Origin of the sequence: Corallococcus terminator (assembly GCF_049194865.1) — a bacterium.
GTDB classification, from domain to species: Bacteria; Myxococcota; Myxococcia; order Myxococcales; family Myxococcaceae; genus Myxococcus; species Myxococcus terminator_A.
The window spans coordinates 55,395-76,823 of the sequence record NZ_JBLZWL010000096.1 but is presented as its reverse complement, the minus strand read 5'-3'; the positions used below and the strand labels follow the sequence as shown (position 1 = coordinate 76,823).

General features: G+C 68.6%; 12 protein-coding genes and 1 pseudogene. 4 read left to right on the top strand and 9 right to left on the bottom strand.

All coding sequences use genetic code 11. The features are described 5' to 3' along the window. Nucleotides 1-171: 171 nt before the first annotated feature. Both ACN469_RS29405 and ACN469_RS29400 read right to left on the bottom strand, forming a co-directional pair. A complete protein-coding gene (locus ACN469_RS29405) occupies nt 172-5,700 on the bottom strand; it encodes a lamin tail domain-containing protein (protein WP_498773125.1) in 5,529 nt (1,842 codons plus the stop codon). A 177-nt stretch (nt 5,701-5,877) separates the two neighbouring features. Continuing rightward, on the bottom strand, nt 5,878-6,681 hold the full coding sequence (locus ACN469_RS29400; RefSeq protein WP_498773123.1) for an SDR family oxidoreductase: 804 nt from the start codon (nt 6,679-6,681) through the stop codon (nt 5,878-5,880). A gap of 102 nt (nt 6,682-6,783) precedes the next feature. On the opposite strand from ACN469_RS29400, the gene ACN469_RS29395 reads away from it, so the two are divergent. Then, nucleotides 6,784-9,417: a U32 family peptidase gene (locus tag ACN469_RS29395; protein WP_498773121.1), complete on the top strand. Its 2,634-nt coding sequence runs from the start codon at nt 6,784-6,786 to the stop codon at nt 9,415-9,417. On the opposite strand, the gene ACN469_RS29390 is transcribed toward ACN469_RS29395, so the two are convergent. The 6 genes and pseudogenes from ACN469_RS29390 to dnaE form a co-directional block, all read right to left on the bottom strand. After that, nucleotides 9,401-9,943, bottom strand: a complete 543-nt coding sequence (locus ACN469_RS29390) for a chorismate mutase (RefSeq protein WP_498773200.1) — start codon at nt 9,941-9,943, stop codon at nt 9,401-9,403. The two genes, ACN469_RS29395 and ACN469_RS29390, sit on opposite strands and share 17 nt — an antisense overlap. A 153-nt stretch (nt 9,944-10,096) precedes the next feature. Beyond that, nucleotides 10,097-10,495 (bottom strand): annotated as a pseudogene (locus ACN469_RS29385) (prephenate dehydrogenase/arogenate dehydrogenase family protein); the annotation flags it as partial. A gap of 25 nt (nt 10,496-10,520) precedes the next feature. Beyond that, entirely contained in the window at nt 10,521-11,348 is an 828-nt protein-coding gene (locus tag ACN469_RS29380; RefSeq protein WP_498773119.1) for a crotonase/enoyl-CoA hydratase family protein, read from the bottom strand. An 81-nt stretch (nt 11,349-11,429) separates the two neighbouring features. After that, nucleotides 11,430-12,152, bottom strand: coding sequence for a SitI6 family double-CXXCG motif immunity protein (gene sitI6 / locus ACN469_RS29375; RefSeq protein ID WP_498773117.1), 723 nt, complete (start codon nt 12,150-12,152; stop codon nt 11,430-11,432). 7 nt (nt 12,153-12,159) lie between these two features. Then, nucleotides 12,160-12,870 carry a SitA6 family polymorphic toxin lipoprotein gene (gene sitA6, locus ACN469_RS29370; RefSeq protein ID WP_498773115.1) on the bottom strand — a complete coding sequence of 237 codons (711 nt, stop codon included), beginning with the start codon at nt 12,868-12,870 and terminating at the stop codon, nt 12,160-12,162. 99 nt (nt 12,871-12,969) lie between these two features. Further along, entirely contained in the window at nt 12,970-16,521 is a 3,552-nt protein-coding gene (dnaE, locus tag ACN469_RS29365) for a DNA polymerase III subunit alpha (RefSeq protein WP_498773113.1), read from the bottom strand. Between the two features lie 338 nt (nt 16,522-16,859). Between dnaE and ACN469_RS29360 the strand changes: the two genes are divergently transcribed. The 3 genes from ACN469_RS29360 (at nt 16,860) to ACN469_RS29350 (ending at nt 19,180) form a co-directional block, all read left to right on the top strand. Continuing rightward, complete coding sequence (locus ACN469_RS29360) at nt 16,860-17,309, top strand: Spy/CpxP family protein refolding chaperone (protein WP_498773111.1); 450 nt, start codon at nt 16,860-16,862, stop codon at nt 17,307-17,309. Between the two features lie 96 nt (nt 17,310-17,405). After that, nucleotides 17,406-18,206 carry a M14 family metallopeptidase gene (locus ACN469_RS29355; RefSeq protein ID WP_498773109.1) on the top strand — a complete coding sequence of 267 codons (801 nt, stop codon included), beginning with the start codon at nt 17,406-17,408 and terminating at the stop codon, nt 18,204-18,206. 92 nt (nt 18,207-18,298) lie between these two features. Continuing rightward, nucleotides 18,299-19,180 (top strand): aldo/keto reductase, encoded by an 882-nt coding sequence (locus ACN469_RS29350; protein ID WP_498773107.1) that lies wholly within the window; start codon nt 18,299-18,301, stop codon nt 19,178-19,180. Between the two features lie 54 nt (nt 19,181-19,234). Here ACN469_RS29350 and ACN469_RS29345 read toward each other — a convergent pair whose 3' ends face one another. Further along, complete coding sequence (locus ACN469_RS29345) at nt 19,235-21,247, bottom strand: glycoside hydrolase family 88 protein (protein WP_498773105.1); 2,013 nt, start codon at nt 21,245-21,247, stop codon at nt 19,235-19,237. Between the last annotated feature and the right edge of the window lie 182 nt (nt 21,248-21,429).

The window sequence follows — 21,429 nt, the reverse complement described above, 5'->3', positions numbered from 1 at the left end:
AAGTGTGCGCCGCAAAGGTAATCCGCCCGCCGCCCGCGAGCAGCAGCCTTTGATGCCCGAACGGCACGCTGGCCGACAGTGGGACAGCCAGGCCCCACCCTCGGAAAACAAGGAGGCCGCCCCGGCGTACAGCCAGGACGGCCTCCCCTCCCGCTTGAGTTGTCCCGAGGACTACGGAAGCTCGGTTCCGCTGGAGGAGTTCTGCGGCTGGCGGGTGGCGCGAATCACGAAGTCCGCCGAGTTGTTGTTGGTATCGGAACCATTGCCCCGGCTCGCGTCGGAGCCGCCCTCCGCCATCGTGGCCTGCGTGGAGGTGGGCAGCGCCTTGCGCTCGATGCTGCCGCCCGCCGCCGGGTGGAACGGACCGCCCGCGCTGCCCTCCGGCGCATTCGCCGTGCCCCACCCCAGCTTGTCCACTTCAATGGGCGAGGGCGTCGTCAAGTCCCGGCCGATGCGGACATGACCGCCCCCCGTCACATTGGCCGACATGTCGAAGCCGGACCACGTCGCGTCCGCGGCCAGCGCTCCGGTGCCGGTGTAGCCCGTGTTCGCGAGCAGGAAGTAGCCGTGCGCCGGGATGACCTTGCCCGCGGGAATCACGACGGTGCCCGTGTACGCGTTGCCGGTCGCCGACTTGTACTGGAGCATCCAGCCGCTCAGGTCCACGGCCTGGTTCGTCGGGTTGTGCAGCTCGACGAACTCGTCCGTCTGGGACGTGGCGCCACGGCCGCTGACCTCGCTGATGACCACGTGGTCCGACACGGGGATGACCTCGTCCACCGTCACGGTGCCGTAGCTCGCCGGGACTCCCTGCGCGACGACGCCGTTCTGGTCGCAGTAGACCCACGTATCGGCGCCCACCGGGCCGCGCGTGAAGCGGTAGCGGAAGCCGTAGAGGTAGCTCCCGTTCGCGGGAATCTGCAGGGTGGCCAACATCTCGTCGTCGTTGCCGCCGGCCGCGCCGTAGCTGGGGTTCGGCGTCGCGGGCACCCACGTCCAGGACTCGGGCGCGTTGGCATTTGTGCCGTAGCCCAGCTCCGAGACGAGGTACGGGAAGTGGTCATTGCCCGATGTGCTGCGCGTCGTCACCGACGGCTCGAAGACGCGGCTGGTGACCTCGTGGAACGAGCCCGGTGCAATCGCCGTCGGGAACGACTTGGGGGACTCGATGTTGCAGAACTCCACGGGCGGCTGGATGACCACGCCGCACGTCTCGTTGGGCTGGCCCGGCGTGCCCCGGTCTCCGCCCGACAGCTCCTCGCTGGAGGCGCACCAGAACCAGGAGTAGCGGCTCGCGGTGCTGCCCACCAGCTCCGAGGACAGGTTCAGCGAGCGGCCCGCCACCAAGGGGAACTCCTCGTCATAGGTGACGTCGTCCATCACCACGCCGTTCACGCGCAGGGACAGCTGGCCCGTGGTCTCCAGGTCCAGGGCGTTTCCGTAGCCGTAGTCCGCGGCCACGCCGCCGTTGGTGGCGAAGTCCGGGTTGCTCGCCAGCACCACGACGCCCCGCGCCGGCAGCACCACGGCCGCGCCCACGCCCCGGTCCACCGAGGCGGTGCTCGTGCCCGAGGAGATGAGCGAGAGGCCGTTGATGTTGAGCATCGCGTCGGACGTGCTCGTCACCTCGACGTACTCCGTCGTGCCGGTGCTCGGGGACGCCATGATTTCGGTGATGATGAGCGCGCGCTCGCCAGGAGCGGCCGCCGTGGTGCACGCCGCCTGGTAGCAGACGGCATCCACACCGGCGCACGCCGTCGCGGTGGGCACGTAGCGGCACGTCGGCTCGCCCGCGAGCACCTCGCAGAGGGCCTCGTACGTCACGACCTCCACGCCCGACTCGGAGCACTCGGAAGCGCGGGGTGCGCAGACGTGACTGCCACACGCGCTGGGCAGGTCCAGCGAGGTTCCGGTCAGCAGGCTGGTGTTCCCCGCGCCGTCCAGCACGCGCACGGCGAAGTGATACGTGCGGCCCGTGGGGAGGCTCGCGATGGTCGCCTCCTCCTGCGTGCCGGGCAGGCCGGGCGCGCCAGTGGGCACCAGCACCGCCACCTCGAAGTTCGTCTCGTTCAGCGGCGCCAGGCTGTAGCGCAGCTGGTAGGACGCGGCCTGGCCGAGCTGGCCGTCATCACCCGTGGCGACCCAGCGCAGCCGCGCGGAGTCCGTGCCCACCACGCTCGCCTCGAGCGAGGCCACCTTCGCCGGCAGCTGGTCGTCGATGATGGTCAGCGCGCTGGCGGCGGCCGTCAGGCCTCCACCAGCCACCGAGGCCGTCAGCGTGTAGTCCCCCTCCTGCACCACCGAGAGCGTGCTGAAGCGCGCCACGCCCGCGACGGCCGTGGCCGAGACGTCACCCGAGAGCACACCGCCGCCCGAGAGCGCGAGCGTCACCACGGACGTCACGGAGGACGCCGTGTTGCCGAACGCGTCCTGCGCGGCCACGCTCACCTCGGGGAATACCTGACGCACCGAGGCCGAGGCCGGCACCGAGACGAAGCCCAGCCGCGCCGGAGCCGCGGCCTCCACCGTCACCGCGAGCGTCTCCGACACCGAGAGCGCCGTGGCCGTGAAGGTGACGCTCTGAGCGCCCGCGGTGCGCAGCGTGATGGAGAAGGTGTGCTCGCCCTGCTCGGCGGCGGTGTACGTGTGGTCGGTGAGAGACCCCGCCTGCGCATCCGTCGACGACGGCTGCACCGTGCCCACGTAGTCGCGGGACAGGTTGCCGAAGCGGTCCCTCGCGCTGACGGAGAAGGCCTGGGCGACACCAGCGGTCAGCGGCGCCGTCACGGCAGAGACTCGCAGCGCGGCGACCACACCGGCGCTCACCGTCACGGCCTCGGAGGCCGTCAGCGTCGCCTGCTGCGTGTCCACCGCGGACAGCGTCGTCGCCTGCGCCTGGGCGAACGTCACGCTGAAGACGTGCCGCCCCGCATCCGCCTCGGTGAAGGTGTACGCACCCGGGACGGAGGCCCCGGGGTCCTGCGCCACGCTCAGCGCCACCGTGCCACGGTAGCCAGCGGCCTGGTTGCCATACGCGTCCACCAGCGTCACCGTCGTCGCCACCGTCTGTCCGGCGGCCGGCGTGTTCGTGGACAGCCCCAGCGTCAGCGACTCCGCGGACCCCGGGGACACCTGCGTGCCCTGGGAAACGGACAGGGCGCCGCTCACCTCCGACACGGTGATGGAGTGCGCGCCAGAGGTCTCCAGCGTCGCGCTGAAGGTGTGGCGACCGGCGTCCTCGGCGGTGAAGACATGCTCGGGCGGGAGCGTCGCCCGGGGGTCGTCCGAGACGAAGTCCACCTCACCGGTGTAGCCCGTGACGAGGTTGCCCAAGCGGTCCCTCACGCTGAGCGTCAGCTCGTGGGTGCTGCCCGCGGCCACCTGCGTCGGCAGCCCTTCCAGGACCAGGTGGTGGGCACCGTCATTCGTCACTTCGACCTCCATGAAGGCCGTGAGCTGGGCGTTGGCGGTGTCCGTCGCCGTCACGCGGTGGAGCCCCGTGGTCTCCAGCACCACGCCCGCGAAGACGTGGCGCCCCTGGTCCTGCGCCGTGAAGGTGTAGTCGGCGGGCAGCTCCGCCGCCGGGTCCGTGGACGTGAAGCGCACCGTGCCCGTGTAGCCCTTGGCGACGTTGTTGAAGTCGTCGAACGCCGCCACCTCCACGCTCTGGGACTGCCCCGCGACGACGGGCGCCACCAGCCCCGTGAGCGCCAGCCGCGACGGCGCACCCGCCACGATGACGAACTCATCGCTCTGCACCGTCAGCCCGTTGGCGCTGGCCTGGAAGCGATAGGTGCCCGAGGTGTCGACGCGCAGGCCCGAGAAGAGGGCCACACCGGACGCGGCGGAGACCTGCTTCGGCTCGAAGCCCGTGCCCCCCACCAGCGACAGCGTCACCGGCAGGTTGCTCGCCGTGACGACCTCTCCCTGCGCGTTCAGCAGGGAGATGCGCACGTCCGCGAGCGACTGACCCGCGGTGCCGTTCACCGGCTGCGTGGTGAAGGCGACCTGCGTCACCTCGGCATTCAGCGTCTGGAAGGACAGGCTGTTGGAGAGCGCGGTGTTGCCCCGGTTGTCCGCCACGCGCAGCGCGGCATGGTACGTCTGGTTCGCGACCAGGCCGGTGAGCTGGGCCGACTCGGCGGTGCCCGGCAGGGCGGGAGCATTCACGCCGCCCACCGGCGTCGCCGCGTCGAACTCCGCGTCGGTGGTGATGGGGGCCAGCGAGTAGCGCAGCGACTGCGACAGCGCCCGGCCCACGTTGCCGTCATCACCCACGGCCACCCACGTCACCGTCGCGGACTCCACGCCGAGCGTTCCCATGGAGAGCACGGGCCTGGCGGGAGGAACGTCATCCACGATGGCGATGGCGGTGCTGTTCGCCGCCGTCAAACCGGGCGCGCTGGCGCGGAGGTGGAAGCTGCCCTCCTTGCTCACGCGCAGCCCGGTGAAGTGGGCCACGCCATCCACCGGCGCCACTTCCACGACACCGGAGAGGTCACCGGCCTCCACCAGCGCCACCGTCACGCGGGGCGCGCCCACGGCCGCGTTGTTTCCGAAGACATCCTGGAGCGACACCTCCACCGAGGACAGCGCCATGCTCGCCGAACCCGACGTGGGCACCTGGGTGAACGCCAGCGCCGAGGCCTCCGCCGCCACCACGCCCACGTCTTGCTGAGCGCTCAGCGTGGCGACGCCCACGTCCTGCACGGTGACCTGCTGGCTTCCAGCGCGCTTGAGGACAATGCCCGTGAAGGTGAAGTGGCCCGCCTCCGCCGAGGTGAAGACATGGGACGCGGGCAACGAGGCCGTGGCGTCCGAGGAGCGCACCGCCAGCGTGCCCGTGTAGTTCGAGGCCACGTTGCCGAACGCGTCGAACACCGTCACCTGCGCCGACCGCGCCGCACCCGCGACGGCGGTGGACGCCAGGCCCGCGAGCTCCAGCGAGGCCGCCTGGGCCGGCACCACGGTGAACGTCTCCGTCGTCGCGTTCTCCACGCCCGTCGCCGCCGCGCGCAACTGGAAGCCCGCGCCGGCCTTCTTCAGCACCACGTCCGAGAAGCGCGCCACGCCATCCACCGGCACCACCGTGAGCGTGCCCTCCAGCGTGGCGGCCCCCGGGTTCGCCGCCAGCGACAGCGTCACCGGCTCCGTCGCGCCCGCGACGAGCCGCGCGCGCGCGTCGAGGAAGCGCACCTCCAGGCTGTTGATGACCGCGCCCGCCGTGGCCTCCAGGGCCGAAGTGGAGAACGCCAGCCGCGTGGCCACCGGCGCGACGAAGGTGAACGAGGGATGCGAGGCCAGCACCACCGCGCTCCCCTCGGCGGCGACGGAGACCGTCACCCGCTTCTCGCCCGCGCGCGTGGACACCACGAAGGCGACGGCGACGCCCTGGCTGTTCGTCAGCCCCGGCTGCGTCACCGTGTTGCCCTCCCCCGCCACCGCCACCGTCACCGTACGGCCCGACAGCAGCGTGCCGTCCTTGCCCTTCACGATGACGGTGACTTCGCCCCGGGCCTCGCCATCCGCCAGCAACGCTCCCTGCGGCGTCAGCACCACGGTGGACGCGGTGGCGTCCGGCAGCGTCGCGGGCGTCGGCAGCGGCTGAGGATTCGAGTCATCGCCACAGCCAAGCAACAGGCCAAGGCTCAACACAGCCAACCCGAGGAGTCGGGCTGACGGGGCAAGGCGTACGGACATGCGTGTCTCCGGGATGCGAGCAGTCCCCCCAGGGAAGACTCCGCTCGCGAGTTGCAAGGCCTTGTACCAGACCTCGCGGCCCCACGTAGACCCGGGCCACAAGTTTGCAATTACAATAGATTTCACCCAGGAGGAGGTCGTGGACACCCCAGCCTCCTCCCGAGCCAGGCGCGGAGGCTACATCCCGATGGCGGCCATCAGCGCGGCGCCGCCCAGCAGGGACTGGCCGCCGTCGCAGACCATGATGGAGCCGGTGATGTAGGACGCGCCCTCCGAGGACAGGAAGAGGGCCAGCCGCGAGATGTCCGCCTTGGTGCCGAAGCGCTGGAGCGGCAGGGCCTGGGCGAGCTTCTGGTGTCCTTCCGCGCTGGGGGCCAGGCGGCGCATGCCCTCGGTGTCCTCGATGGGGCCGGGGGTGATCGCGTTGACGCGCACGCCGGCGCCGCCCCACTCGAGCGCGAGCACGCGGGTGAGCATGTCCACGCCCGCCTTGGCGGCGCACACGTGGGCCTGCATGGCCATGGGCAGGTAGGCCTGGGGGGCGGAGATGTTGATGACGGAGGCGCCGGGCTTGCGCAGGTGCTCGAAGCCGGCGCGACAGAGGTTGAAGGTGCCCAGCACGTCGATGTCCATGACGGCCTTGAAGCCGTTGGAGGACATGCCCAGCACGGGTGCGGGGAAGTTGCCCGCGGCGCCACAGATGAGGATGTCCAGCTCACCGTACGCATCGCGCACCGTCTGGAGCGCCTTCTCCACGGCGGCGTAGTCGCGCACGTCCGCGGCCACGCCCATGGCGGTGCCGTGGGCCTGGAGGCCCTTCACGGCGCCCTCCAGCTTCTCCACGTTGCGACCGTTGATGGCCACCTTGGCCCCCGCCTTCACGAACGCCTCGGCGATGCCGAGGTTGATGCCGCTGCTGCCGCCCGAGATGAACGCCACCTTGCCCGCCAGCAGCCCGTCCTTGAACACGCCTTCAGCCATGATTCGTCTCCTGTGGAAGCAACCGGGCGGCGACTTGAACAGAACCTGCCGCACTGCGTCCACGGGCGCGTGGAGGGGCTCGCTGTGGTAGAGGGCGGAGCCATGCGCCGTCGTCCTGAAATCCTCGCCCCCGCTGGAGACCTCGACTCGATGAAGGCCGCGCTGGCCAGTGGCGCGGACGCCATCTATTTCGGGCTGGACGAGGGCTTCAATGCCCGCGCGCGGGCGGAGAACTTCTCGCTCGCCACCCTGCCCGAGACGCTCGCGCTGGTGCACCGCGCGGGGGCTCGCGCCTTCCTGACGATGAACACGCTGGTGTTCGAGCCGGAGCTGCCGGTGGTGGAGGACATCCTGCGGCGCGTGGCCGCCGCGGGCGTGGACGCGCTCATCGTCCAGGACCCGGCCATCGCGCTGGTGGCTCGCGCGGTGTGTCCCCAGATGGAGGTCCATGCCTCCACGCAGATGACGATTTCGAGCGCGGAGGGTGCGCGCTTCGCTCGCGGGCTGGGTGCCACGCGCATCGTGGTGCCGCGCGAGCTGTCGGTGGCGGAGATTGGACGGCTGGCGTCGGAGACGGACATCGAGCTGGAGGTGTTCATCCACGGAGCGCTCTGCATGTCGTGGAGCGGCCAGTGCCTCACCAGCGAGGCGTGGGGTGGACGCTCGGCGAACCGGGGCCAGTGCGCGCAGTCGTGTCGACTGCCGTATGACCTGGTGGTGGATGGAGAGACGAAGGACCTGGGCGACGTGCGCTACCTGCTCAGCCCCAAGGACCTGGCCGGGGTCATGGCGGTGCCGAAGCTCATCGAGATTGGCGTGCACTCGCTGAAGATCGAGGGCCGGCAGAAGGGGCCGCAGTACGTGGCCACGGCGGTGCAGGGCTATCGGCGCTGGGTGGACGGGGTGACGGCGGGCAAGGCGGACACGGGGGCACTGCGCAAGGACCTGGCCGACATGACGCTGTCGTACAGCCGGGGCTTCTCGCACGGCTTCTTCGCGGGCTCGGACCACCAGACGCTGGTGGAGGGGAGGTTCCCCAAGCACCGGGGCGCATACCTGGGCGTGGTGGAGGCGGTGCAGGGCCGCGACGTGCTCGTGGCGGAGGACCCGGAGGGACGTCCGTGGACGGGCGGGCTGGGGCAGCAGCAGGACGCGCGGACGAAGGCGGAGTCGCCGCAGGGCAAGGTGTCGTCGCCGCTGGAGGGTGATGCGCCGGTGGCCGCGGAGCTGTCCCCTCGCCCGGGCATGGGCGTGGTGTTCGACGATGGGCATCCGGAGGACAAGCACGAGGCGGGCGGGCCGCTGTTCCGCGTCGAGCGCACGGGCGACGGCTGGGTGCTGGGCTTCGGCAATCCCGGGCCGGACATGGCGCGGGTGGTGCGCGGGCAGCGCGTCTGGGTGACGAGTGATCCTTCCCTGGCGAAGCACACGGAGGAGCTGCTGGCGCAGGGCGAGCCCGAGGGCCGTGTCCCGCTGGCGCTGACGGTCTCGGGGACGGCGGGTGGGCCGCTGGTGGTGACGGGCACGGCGCGAGGAGGCCATGTGGCCACGGCGTCGAGCGCGGTGCCGCTGGCGCAGGCTCGCGGTGGTGGGATGGACGCGGCGCTGCTGAAGGACAAGCTGGCGGCGCTGGGGGGTACGTCGTTCCATTTGACGGAGCTGGACACGACGGCGCTGGCGACGGGGCTGCACCTGCCGGTGTCGGAGCTGAAGGCGCTGCGTCGCTCGCTGGTGGCGGAGCTGACGGAGGCGGTGTCTCGCGGGCCGGCGCGCACGGTGCGGGAGACGGCGGTGCTGGAGGAGGTGCGCGCCTCTCAGCGGGAGCGCGTCGTCGCGTCACCCACGGCCGAGGGCGCGCGGCTGTTGCCGCTGTGCCGGACGGACGAGCAGCTCGAGGCGGTGATTGCGGCGGGGCTGCCGGAGGTGGAGCTGGACTGGATGGAGTTGGTGGGGCTCCAGCGGGCGGTGGAGCGGGCGCGCGCGGCGGGGCTGCGCGTGACGATTGCGACGATGCGGGTGCAGAAGCCCGGCGAGGAAGGCTACGACGCGCGCATCGCGAAGCTGAAGCCGGACGCGGTGCTGGCGCGGCACTGGGGCGCGATGATGCACTTCCTGGAGCGGCCGTTCGCTCCGGGGGAGACGCGGCCGGCGCTGCATGGCGACTTCTCGCTCAACGTCACCAACTCCGTGACGGCGCTGCATCTGCTCGGGTTGGGGTTGGACACGCTGACCTTCGCGCACGACTTGGACGCGGTGCAGTTGGGGGCGATGTTGGAGCACCTGCCCGCCGAGCGCTTCGCGGTGACGGTGCACCACCACATCTCGACGTTCCACACGGAGCACTGCGTGTATTCGCACACGCTGTCGCATGGGCGCGACTTCAAGAGCTGTGGACGCCCGTGCGAGAAGCACCGGCTGTCGCTGAGAGACCACAAGGGCTTGGAGCATCCGGTGGTGGTGGACGTGGGCTGCCGCAACACGGTGTTCAACGCACAGGCGCAGAGCGCGGCGTCGCTGGTGCCTTCGTTGCTGGCGCGCGGCGTGCGGCGCTTCCGGGTGGAGTTCGTGCGGGAGTCGCGCGAGGAGGCCACGCGCGTGCTGGGGGCGTATCAAGAGCTGCTCGCGGGCCGCATCTCCCCGGCGGAGACCGTGCGCCGCGCGGCCGTGCACGAGCAGTTCGGCGTGACGAAGGGGACCATGAAGGTCCTCAACCCCACGTTCACCGTTCAGCGTTAGTGCTCGCGGTGTCGCGACACAGCCGCAACACAGCGTGGAAGACGTCGTCCAGCGCGCCTGTTTGGAGCCCATCGTGTTCCGCCCACTCGCGTCGGATGTCGAGCATGGATGACTCCCGCTCCGTGTCGGGAAACGGGAGTCCGTGCTCCGACTTCACGCGGGCCGCCTCCTGGACCAGCCTCGCTCGCCGCGCCAAGAGTGACACCAGCTCGCGGTCGACCTGGTCGATGCGCTGACGCACGTCCAGCAGTGCGGGGGGCGCGGTAGGGGTGCGAATGGCCTTCGCGGAGGCCTCCAAGCCCTGGTGGAGCTCCGTGAGCGCGTCGAGGAGTCCCGCGCGGGCCTCGCGCGCATAGGGGTTCTCCGACTGCACGACGTTGAAGAGGTGGGGGACCTCCGTGCGTGCGTACTCCTCCAGCCGGGCCACGGGTTGGAAGCTGGGAGGGGCGAACGGCAGGTCCTTCCCCACTCCCGCCTTCACGAGTCCGTGGGCCAGGAAGAAGGTGAGCACGTGGGTACGAGCCATCAGCGAGTCATGCGCTTCGGGCGACATCTCCGTCACCTCGCAGCCGAGCCGCTCGAATAACGCACGTGCCCGCTGGGTGGCTTCGGGGTGAAGCGAGTTGGGACACACCACGGTGCGCCGCGCATCCCCACGCGCGAGACTCGCGGGGCCGAAGAGCGGATGCGTACCCACCCAGGGAATGTCGCGCCCCAGCACGGAGGCGAGCACTTGCACCGGCCGCACCTTCACGCTGCCCACGTCGATGACGAGCTGGGTGGGCGACAACATGGGGCGCAGCGCCGTCAGCGCATCGTGCATGGCGGTGACAGGCATCGCCAGGACGAAGACCGTGGAGCGCGAGGCCAGCTCCGCGAGCGAGGTGGCTTGCAGCTTCGGAGGGACTTCGTCCTGCCTCGGGTCGAACACGCTGTGCGGCACACCCGCGTCGGACAGCAACCCCGAGAGGGCGCGACCGAAGCGCCCATAGCCCAGCAACCCAACTGTCTCCGTCATTCCGTGGGACTCCCGGGACTCGACTTCATGGGAATCCTCGCACTGTGAGCGCAGCGGGTGAAAGCCCCTCGCGAGAGGGGCGGGCTCACCGGCCCAGGAACTTCGCGGGGCGGCGCTCGGCGAAGGCGGAGAAGGCCTCGGCGAGGTCGTGCGACTGGAGGAACGCGGAGTTCCACACGGCGACGTAGCGCAGGCCGTCCGACGTGGACTTGTCCGCGCAGTACTCCATCACCTGCTTGGCGCCCTGGACGACGAGGGGCGGGTTCTCGGCGATGCGCCGCGCGATGGAGCGGGCCTGGGTGAGCATCTCGTCAGCCGTCGGGAAGACCTCGTTGACGAGTCCCATGCGGAGAGCGCGCTCAGCATCTACGTCGCCACCGGTGTAGGCCAGCTCGCGGGTGTGGCCCTCGCCGATGATGCGAGGCAGACGCTGGAGGGCGCCCAGGTCCGCGACGATGCCGACCTTCACCTCGCGCAGGGAGAACTTCGCGTCGCGGGAGCAGTAGCGGAAGTCACACGCGGCGATGAGGTCCATGCCGCCACCGATGCACCAGCCGTGCACGGCGGCGATGAAGGGCTTGCGACAGCGGGCGACACCTTCAGTGGCCTGCTGCATGTCGCCAATCAGCTTCAGGAGCTTCGTGCGCTCCAGGGCGAGGTTGTTGTCACCGATGAGCAGGGGCCCCAGGGACTCCATCATCCCCATCAGGTCCAGGCCGTAGGTGAAGTTGTCGCCGTTTCCCCGGACGAGCACCACGCGCACGGACTCGTCGTCGTCGAGCGCGCGAATGGCTTCAGGCATCTCCCGCCAGAAGTCCGGGCCCATGGCGTTGCCGCGACCGGGGCCCAGGAGAATCACTTCGGCGACTCCATCCGCCTTCTCGATGCGCAGCGACTTGTAGGTGGTGTCCATGACGGCCTCCCGCGTGAGTGGGCGAACCGTACCTCACCCACGCGGAAGCAGTGGGGTGTTGGAGAAGCGCGGCATCCGCTTTCAGCGGACCTCGAACTCACTGAACGTTACCCCGTCCAGTCCCAGCCGCTTCACCGTGTCCACGAAGCGCTCGGTGACGATAAGGATCCCCCAGGCTTCACTGTGCCGGAAGACATCCACGTCCTGGGGAAGCGATGCGGCATCCAGGATGAAGTGCTGGATCCACTTGCCGGAGCGCCTGCCGCAAGTGGAGCAGGGCTCGCTCCGCAACGGCGCAAGTCCTGATGAATGAATCCGCCCATGAAGCTCCAGTTGAAGCTCGAGCAACTCGGGCGGATTGGCGCCTCGGAACCGAATGTCGACGGGGCAGCCCTGGAGCCCCCGCAACCCTTCGGACTGAAGGGCTCCCATCACTTCTCGACGGAGAAAGAGCGCGAAAGAGTCCTGCACGAAGAGCGCACCAAAGCGCCCAAAGCCTTTCCCATTGCAAGGGCCATACTGAGTGCCGGGCTCCAGCAGCGCCCAGGACGGGGCCAGGGGGCGGACCAACTCACGCAGCCGCGAGAACTCCTCGAACGGAACCGGCCATGGGTCTTTCAGCTTCCGCAGCTCATGAGGCGGCAACCCGGACAGGTCCACACAAGGGTAGGCAAGCCACGGCGTGCCTCCACCGAGACGACACTTCGGACAGGGCTCCACACCCGGCAGACACCACTTGTTCACCGCCTCCAGATATCCATCGCAGCCGAGCGAAGTGTCCTCTTCGATTCTGTAGAACCTCATCGAACCTCTAGGGAGCACGGAGTTGAGGCATCGAATTGAACGGCGCCAGGGGCGCATTGTAGGGCACCACGGGACCTGTCAGCTCGAAGCGAAAAATGAGTTCAACCGCCTTTCGATGAAGTTCCTCGCGCGTGGCGCTGCGGCCATCCTCGATCGTGCTCCTCCGGTAGTCCCTCCAAGCCTGGTTCCACAGTCCACCGCGCCCGGTTTCACCATGGATCTGCCGGTGGATGTGCTCGGGAATCAGGATGGTGAATTTGTGGATGTCGATACCGCTCTCCTGAAACCACCGCGCCAGCACTTGCTCCTGGGGAAACAAGTGGTGATGCACCAGCTTTCCTGGCCCACGCGGCAACGCGGGGAGGAACCCCTCACGATAGCGGAAGTGAAACGTCATCCGAGACCGTGCACCCGAACGGATTCCCAGGCTCCCCCAATTGCGAAAAGCCGGAGGGGCTCGTGGCGGCGGCCTCATGGCCAGGACGGGCTCGACACGAGGTGACTCCGCCCCGGACGACAGCGCTTCCGGGTCGACGTCCTCACAGCCAAACAGGCTGCATTCCTCCCCAGCACAGGCAAGGGCGACGCACTCTTCCTCGTGCGCACGCTCACAGACACCCATGGAGGGAGCAGCCCCGCGCGACAGGGCACCGGACGGCCCCGAGGACGAGCAGCCCCACAACAGCACTCCGAGGAGAAGCCAACGAAGCAGTGACATGCCTCGAACCGTAGCCGATGAGAGCGCCAACCAACGCCCTCTCATGGCTTCCTACAAGGCGGTGACGCCCCAGCCCGCAGGCCAGGAGCGCCACAAGCATCACCCGAACTCCACCACCCGCATTCCAAACAACCGGTCCACGGCGAGCAGCAGGTCGTCATGCACCTGCACCTTGAGCGACGTGTTCCCGATGAGCGCCTCCGCCTCACCGTGGAACAGCACACTCACCGCCACCGGCGTGGCCCCCGCGTACTTCTTCGCCAGCTCGTGCAGCTTCGCCACGCGGTCCTCCGTCAGCAGGTCCGCCGGCACGCGCAGCTCCAGCCGCTTGGTGCGCTTCTCGCGCACCTCCTTCAGGCTCTGGATGTCATCGACAATCAGCTCCGGCGTGGGCGAGTCCTCGTCACGCTGGCTGATCTGCACCGTCCCCGTCACCAGAATCGGGTCGTCCGACTTGAGCAGGTGCTCCCAGTTCTCGAACCCCGGCTTGGGCCCCTGCTTCGCCCACTTGCCATCCCGGCCCATGACATTGCGAGTGCCGTCCTTGCCCGGGAAGCACACCAGCTCAATCGACCCGGACAGGTCTTCAATCGTCACCCACGCCATGCGCTTGCCCGTCTTCGTGGGCCGCTCGCGCAACACCGTGACGACGCCCGCCACCGTGAGCTTGTCGTCCTTGCGCGCGCGCTGCACCGCCGTAATCGGCTTCGCGTAGCGCTTGAGCTCCTTGTCGTACTGATGCAGCGGATGGCCGGACACGTAGAAGCCGATGGCCTCCTTCTCCAGCGCCAGCCGCTCCTTCTCCGACCACTCCTCCACCACGACGTAGTCGTCCTTCATCGCGGCGCCACCCGACGCCGGCCCGGCCAACATGCCGAACAACGAGCTCTGCCCCGCCGCCTTGTCCTTCTGGCTCGACGAGCCGCGGTTCATCGCCCGCTCAATCGTGTCGAACACCTGCCGGCGAGGACGCTTCTCGAAGTCGAACGAGCCCGCCTTCACCAGCGCTTCCAACACCTTCTTGTTGACGCGCCTGCTGTCCACGCGCTCGCAGAAGTCGAAGAGGCTCTTGAAGGACCCGTCCTTGCGCGCCTCCAGGATGGACTCGATGGCGCCCTCGCCTACGCCCTTGATGGCGCCCAGCCCGAAGCGAATCTTCCCCTCCACCGCGCCGAACTGGAGGTCGGACTGATTCACGTCCGGAGGCAACACCTGGAGGCCCGACTCGCGCGCCTCGCCGATGTGCTTCACCACCTTGTCCGTGTTGTCCTTCTCGCTGGAGAGAAGGGCCGCCATGAACTCGCAGGGGTAATGCGCCTTCAGCCACGCGGTGTGAATCGTGACCAGGCCGTACGCCGCCGAGTGGCTCTTGTTGAAGCCGTACTCGGCGAACTTCTCCATCAGGTCGAAGATTTCACCGGCGACCTTCAGGTCGACGCTGTTCTTCGCGCAGCCCTCGAGGAAGCCGGCCCGCTCGGCCTGCATGACCTCGGCCTTCTTCTTGCCCATGGCGCGGCGAAGCAGGTCCGCGCGGCCCAGGGTGTAGCCACCCAGGACCTGCGAAATCTGCATCACCTGCTCCTGGTACACGATGACGCCGTACGTGTCCTTGAGCACCGGCTCCAGCGCGGGATGCGGATACGACACCTTCTCCCGGCCGTGCTTGCGGTTGATGAAGACATCCACCATGCCGGAGTCCAGCGGACCCGGGCGGTAGAGCGCGCCAGCGGCGATGACGTCTTCGAAGCAGGACGGCTTGAGCTTCACCACCATTTCCGTGAAGCCACTCGACTCCATCTGGAAGACGCCGGCCGTGTCGCCCTTGGCCATCAACTCCCAGACCTTGTCGTCATTCAGCGGAATCTCGTGCCGCGGAATGTCCTTGTCGTGGTTGCGCTTCACCAAATCCAGCCCGTGCTGAATCACGGTGAGCGTCTTCAGGCCGAGGAAGTCGAACTTCACCAGGCCCGCCGCCTCCACCTCGTCCTTGGCGAACTGGGTGATGAGCGTCTTCTCACCCGGCGGCTGGTAGACGGGCACGTACTCCCACAGCGGCTTGTCGGCGATGACCACGCCGGCCGCGTGCATGCCCGGCTGGCGGTGCAGCCCCTCCAGCGCGAGCGCGATTTCGAGCACGTCCTTCGTGGTGACGGGCCGCCCCTCCACCTCGCCGATGTTGGAGGGCTTCTCCATCATCTCCTTGAGGCGAGGCTCCATCTCGATGGCCTCCTTCAAGGTGATGTTGAGGACTTCCGGCACCAGCTTCGCGATGCGGTCACCTTCGCTGAACGGCAGCGCGAACACGCGGCACACGTCGCGCAGCACGCTCTTCGCCTTGAGCGAGCCGAAGGTGATGATCTGCCCCACGTTCATCTCGCCGTACTTGCGGCCGACGTACTGGATGACCTCGTCCCGCCGGTCCTGGCAGAAGTCGATATCGAAGTCGGGCATCGACACGCGCTCCGGATTCAGGAAGCGCTCGAACAGGAGGTTGTACGGAATCGGGTCCACGTCGGTGATGCGCAGCGCGTAGGCCACGAGGCTGCCGGCGCCGGAGCCACGGCCCGGGCCCACGGGGATGCCCATCTTCTTCGCCCAGTTGATGAAGTCCTGGACGATGAGGAAGTAACCGCTGAACCCCATCTTCTGGATGACGCCCAGCTCCAGCGTCAGGCGCGCCTGGTACTGCTCGCGGTCGATGGGATAGCCGACGGTGGCCGCCAGCTCGATGAAGCGCTCGCGCAGGCCCTCGTAGGCCAGCTCCGACATGAAGGTGTCCGGCGTGTGGCTGTCCGGCACCTTGAACGTGGGCAGCATCGGCTTGCCCAGCTTCAGCTCCAGGTTGCACTGCTCGGCGATGCGCTGGGTGTTGTGGACCGCCTCGGGGATGTCCTTGAAGAACTCCAGCATCTCCGTGGGGCTGGTGACGTAGAGCTTGTCCGTGGCGTGCTTCATCCGCTTGCTGTCCGCCAACGTCTTGCCGCTGGCGATGCACATGAGCAGCTCATGCGCGCGCGCGTCCTCGCGCTTGATGTAGTGCGCGTCCGCGGTGGCGCACAGCGGGAGGTCCATGTCCCGCGACAGCTGCATCAGGTTCGTGTTGGCCTTGTCCTGCTCCGGCATCCCGTTGGACTGCACTTCCAGGAAGAAGTGCCCGGGCTCGAAGATGTCCTTGTACTCCTGGGCCGCGCGGCGGGCGTGGTCCATGTCACCGCGGAAGCACGCGCTCGTCACCTCTCCACCGAGGCACGCCGTCAGCGCGAAGAGGCCCTTGCTGTGGTCCGCGAGCACCTTCTTGTCGATGCGCGGGTGGTAGTAGAAGCCCTGCATGTACGCGGTGGAGGAGAGGTAGCGCAGGTTCGCGTAGCCCTCCGCGTTCTTCGCCACCAGGATGAGGTGGTGGGAGACCTTCTCCGAGCGGTCCTCGCGACCCTTGGGGCCCGCGACGTACGCCTCCATGCCGAGGATGGGCTTGATGCCCGCGTCCTTCGCCTTCTTGTAGAAGTCGATGGCCCCGAACATGTTGCCGTGGTCCGTCACGGCGACACTCGTCATCCCCTTCTCTTTCACCGTCTTGATGAGGTCCTTCATCCGGATGGCCCCATCGAGCAGTGAGTAGAGCGTGTGCAGGTGGAGGTGGGTAAAGGACATGACCGAAGAGTATTCGGCTCCCGGCCTATTTCCACTCCGTAAAGCGCTTCCGCGCGGCACGTCCCACAGGCCGAGAAATCGGCCTCGAAAGACGTTCTGTCGGGAGCGGAAAGGCGGGGTGCCACCCGAAATCGGGGCACCTTGGACGCATGGGGCCGGGCTCTCCCTCCAGGCGTCCAGGCAGGCGCACCCGGGGCGAAAATCCAGGGCCCAGGGGCTTCACATTTCTTCACGCCCGGTACAAGCGCCCCATAAAGCGGCCCGGCACATTGGGCAACGTCGCCAACACGGCGAAGCCACCCGGGCCCGCGTCGGGCCCCGCATTCGGAGAGTGCCCCATGATGAAGAAGCTCGCCATCGCCGGTTCCGCCGTCGTCGCCGTCGTCCTGCTCAGCGGATTCGCCTTCCGCGGAGGCCACCATGGCTGGGGCCACAACCCCGAGCGCATCAAGCAGATGGTGTCGTGGAAGCTGAACGACAAGCTGGATGACATCGACGCGACGGACGCGCAGCGCCAGTCCATCAACGCCGTGAAGGACCGCCTCTTCGACGAGGGCGCGAAGCTGGCGCAGGAGCAGCACGCGGTGCGCTCGGACGTCGTCACCCAGCTCGAGTCGGACAAGCCCGACGCGCAGAAGCTCCACGCGCTGGTGGATGAGCGCATCGACGCCATGCGCGCGTTTGCACACCAGGCGACGGATGCCGCGCTGGAGGTCCACGGCACGCTGACGCCGGAGCAGCGCAAGGAGCTGGCCACCGAGTTCCGTGAGCGCACCGGCATGCAGTGAGACACACCGGGGGAGCCCGTCCCCCACTCAACGCCCACCCATGTCCGCGGGTAGGAATGGGTAGGCGTTGGGGAGCGTCACGCATAGGTTGCAGGTGTGAGATACACCGACTACGCGCAACGCATCCGTTCGTTCGAGAACCTTGGAGAAGTGGCCGAGTACGGCCAGGTCCTGGAGGGCGGCCAGCCCTACCCGCTCTTCCGCATCACCGTGCCGGGAGAGCGTTGGCTGGTCATCACCTCGGGCTTCCACGGAGAGGAGCCCGCGGGCCCGCTCACGCTGGCCGAGCGCTTCCCCGAGGTGGTGGCCTATGCGAAACAACGCGGCGTGGGCCTGCGTGTATATCCCTGTATCAACCCCTCCGGCTTCGAGGATGGCACCCGCTACAACCGCTCCGGCGAGAAGCCCAACAACGACTTCATGCGCTACGAAGTGGCGCCCGGCGAGTGGCGCGGTGAGCTGAACGAGGGCCAGGACCATCTGCGCTGGGCCCTCTTCGACGGCGGGCCCAAGGAGACGCGCCTGGTGCGCTCGGACCTGGCGCGCTTCCGGCCTCCGAACGCCGCGCTGGACATCCACCAGGACAACTACCTGGGCGGCGCCGCGACGTACGCGTATGTCTTTGGAGACAAGGCCGTCTATCGCCCGTTCGTCGAGGCCTCGTCCAAGCACGCGACGGTGGTGCGCAACCAGAAGGTCGACGAGCAGAACATCACCGACGAGGACGGGCTCATCGTGTTCCACGATGGCAGCGTCACCGACTGGTACATGCGCCAGGGCGTGCCCTACACGGCGACGCTGGAGACCACCACGCCCATGAGCCTGGAGGCGTGCCACGCGGTGAACCTCCTCTGGATTAAAGGCTTCATCGACCTGGCAGCGCGCGCGGGTCGCTGACCCGGGCTGGCGCGCACGCCTCGTCGTGACATGCTCCCGAGCATCCCCCGTGCGCGCGTCCCGTGCACGGGGCTCGCGAGGAGGAAGTCACCGTGGAGCGCCGTCCGCTGGGGAGAACTGGACTCGAGGTGTCGGTGCTCGGCTTCGGCGCGGGCCAGGTGGGAAGTGATGACCTGGACGACCGGGCGGCGTCCGCGCTGCTGAATGGCGCGCTCGACGCGGGCCTCAACCTGGTCGACACGGCTCCCAGCTATGGCCTGTCCGAGGAGCGCATCGGCCGGTTCCTCGCCGGGCGCAGGCAGGAGTTCCTCCTGTCCACCAAGTGCGGCTACGGCGTCCCCGGCGTGGAGGACTGGACGCCCGAGTGCATCACCCTCGGCGTGGACCAGGCGCTGCGGCGGCTGCGCACGGACGTCATCGACGTGCTGCACTTCCACTCGTGTCCCAGCGAGGTGCTCCAGCGCACGGAGCTGGTGGATGCGCTGCGGCGGGCCGTGGCCCAGGGCAAGGTGCGAGTGGCCGCGTACTCCGGCGACAACGCGGCCCTCCAGGTGGCGCTGTCCAACGGCGCCTTCGGCAGCGTGCAGGCCTCCGTCAACGTGTTCGACCAGCGCGCTCTCGACACGGCCGTGCCTCGCGCGCGGGAGCTGGGCGTGGGCGTCATCGCCAAGCGCCCCCTGGGCAACGCGGCCTGGCGCTTCGACACGCGGCCCCCCGCGCATGACGTGGGTCAATACTGGGAGCGGATGAAGGCCATGGCCGTGGACCCGGGTGACCTGGACTGGAGCGAGCTGGCGCTGCGCTTCACCGCCCATGCCCCCGGCGTGTCCACCTGCATCGTCGGCACCGCCAACCTGGACAACCTGCTGCGCAATGTCCGGCTGCTGGAGAGGGGCCCGCTCCCCGAGACCCAGGGCTCCCTTCTTCGCGAGGCCTTTCGTCGGAACGACGCGGGCTGGGACGGCGTGATTTGAGCGCACGGCCCGCCCCTCGATGAGAGGAGGAGCGGGCCGCTGTCACGCCCGCCGTCAGTGCTGCTTGCGTCGACGCTGGCGCCAGCTTCGCAGCGCGAGCAGGAGCAGCGGGAGTGGCAGCGCACCCGCGGCACCACACCCGAAGCCCTCGGGCATCGCCTCGGTGGCCACGCGCTGGGCCGCATGGGCAACGGCGACCTCGTCCACGTCACCGGGCGCGGGCGCCTCCGACACCGGGCCCCAGCGCTCGAAGTCCGCGAGCTGCTCCAGCAACGGTGCGTCCTCCGCGAGCCACGCGACCGGCGCGACAGCGGGCTCCTCGCTACCAGAGAGCACCTGGCCCTCGGGCTGCGCCATCGACGCGGACACCCGCTCGTCGGCCTCGCCAGCGGCGGTCGTTCCACCAGACGTCACGGTGTGCCCCAGCACCCGGAAGTCACTGTCCGCGATGACCGTCCGCACGGACACGCGGCCCAGGTCGTTGATGGACGGCGCCCCGGTGCGGAAGAGGTAGCGGTTGGCGATCTGCACTTCGCTCCCACCCGGAGGACGGACCCACACGCTGTAGCGCTGCGCGGGAAGGTCCGCTACGAGGCGCACGTGGTACGTCTGGCCGTTGACGTAGGGCACCTGGACCAGCGACGCGTACGTGCCACCGTTGCGCACGTCGAAGTACCCATCCAGGTTCATCCGCACCGTCATGTTCAGCACGGAGTAGCCCGTCACCGACGTGGAGCTGTCCGTGTAGCCCACCGTTGCGTCCTGCGAAGCCGCGAGCGGTGTCACGTCGAACTCGACGGTGCGCACGCCCGTGTTCGTGGCGCCGAGCAGGTGCTGGCTCTCGAAGAAGGCAATCTTCGAGTACCAGGGGTACGGCGGGTTCGGGTTGAAGCGAAGCACCGCCTCCAGGAAGTAGTAGTCGCCGTAGATGAGGCTGACATCAATCTCCTGGTTGGCGGGCAGGTGCCCCACGCCGTGCAGCAGCAGACCCGGGCTGTTCGTCCCCTGCGCGAAGTACGCCGGCGACACCAACGTGTCCAGCGTGCGCAGCGCCGCGTCGCGGTAGCGCGTCTTGCGCGCCGCATCCGTCTCCAGGTTGCTCAATTCCTGCAACGCCGAGGCGACGATGGCCGCCGCCGAGGAGTCCTTCTGCGTCCCAGGCGCATTGAAGTCCCACTTCGGCACCATGTCCGCCGGCACATTGTCCAGGTACCAGTCCGTCACCTTGCGCGCCGCCGCGAGCATCCGCGCGTCCCCGGTGTACCGGTACACCATGGTGTAGCCGTAGATGAGCCACGCATGGCCGCGCGCCCAGGTGGAGTTCGTGGAGTACCCCTGGAACGTGCCCTTCGAGCGGATGGCCCCGGTCGCGGCGTTGTAGTCCACGTAGTGGAAGGAGCTGCCATCCGGACGCACCGCGTCCCGCAGCGTGGTGAGCGCGTGGTTGATGGCCATGGTCCGCAGCTCCGCGCGTCCCCCGTTCGCCGCCGCCCACAGCAACAGCTCCAGGTTCATCATCGTGTCCGTGACGAGCGGCACGTCCCACGCCGAGTTCCAATCACAGCAATCGATGATGCCGATGCGTGAGTTGTAGCGCGTCGCGAGCGACTCGGCCGCGGTCAGCAGCACGCCGCGATAGTACGGGTCCCCCGTGAGCCGGTACGCCTGGCCGTAGCTCGTGAACAGCTTGAAGCCCAGGTCGTGCGTCTGCCGGTTCGTCTTCTGTCCCTCCAGGGGCCGCGTCCACTGGTCGGCCTTCTGCTGCCATGAAGGCTCCAGCCCCACCTGGAACATCTGCCACATGCTCCCCGGGAAGAAGCCCTGCGTCCACGCCACCGCGTCCGTGTTGGCCACCGTCGACCACGTTCCGTCGGCACGCGAGGCCTTGGGAGAGCGCGACGTGTTCGGCATCGCGGTGGCCGTCCTGCGCAGCTGCGTTCGCGCGAAGCCCACCACCTTCAGCGCATCCGCGTCGTCGAACGCCTGGGCCGTGCTCGTCATCAGCAGCAACACCACCCCCAACACGCCCATCACCTTCCTCAGCATCCCCGCCTCGGATCGCCTCATGAGACCCCCTTGATTCACTCGCGGCCAAGGTGGCCGCATGCCTGTCCCTCGTCCAGCGAGGCCCGGCATGACAGCGACCGGCCGCATGCCCGCGAAGCACTCGCACCCACCGGTCCAAGCTCGGTCCCGGGGGTGCTGTGGCAGGTACGCGACAGCGCGGATGTGAAGTAACGCCTTGTGCC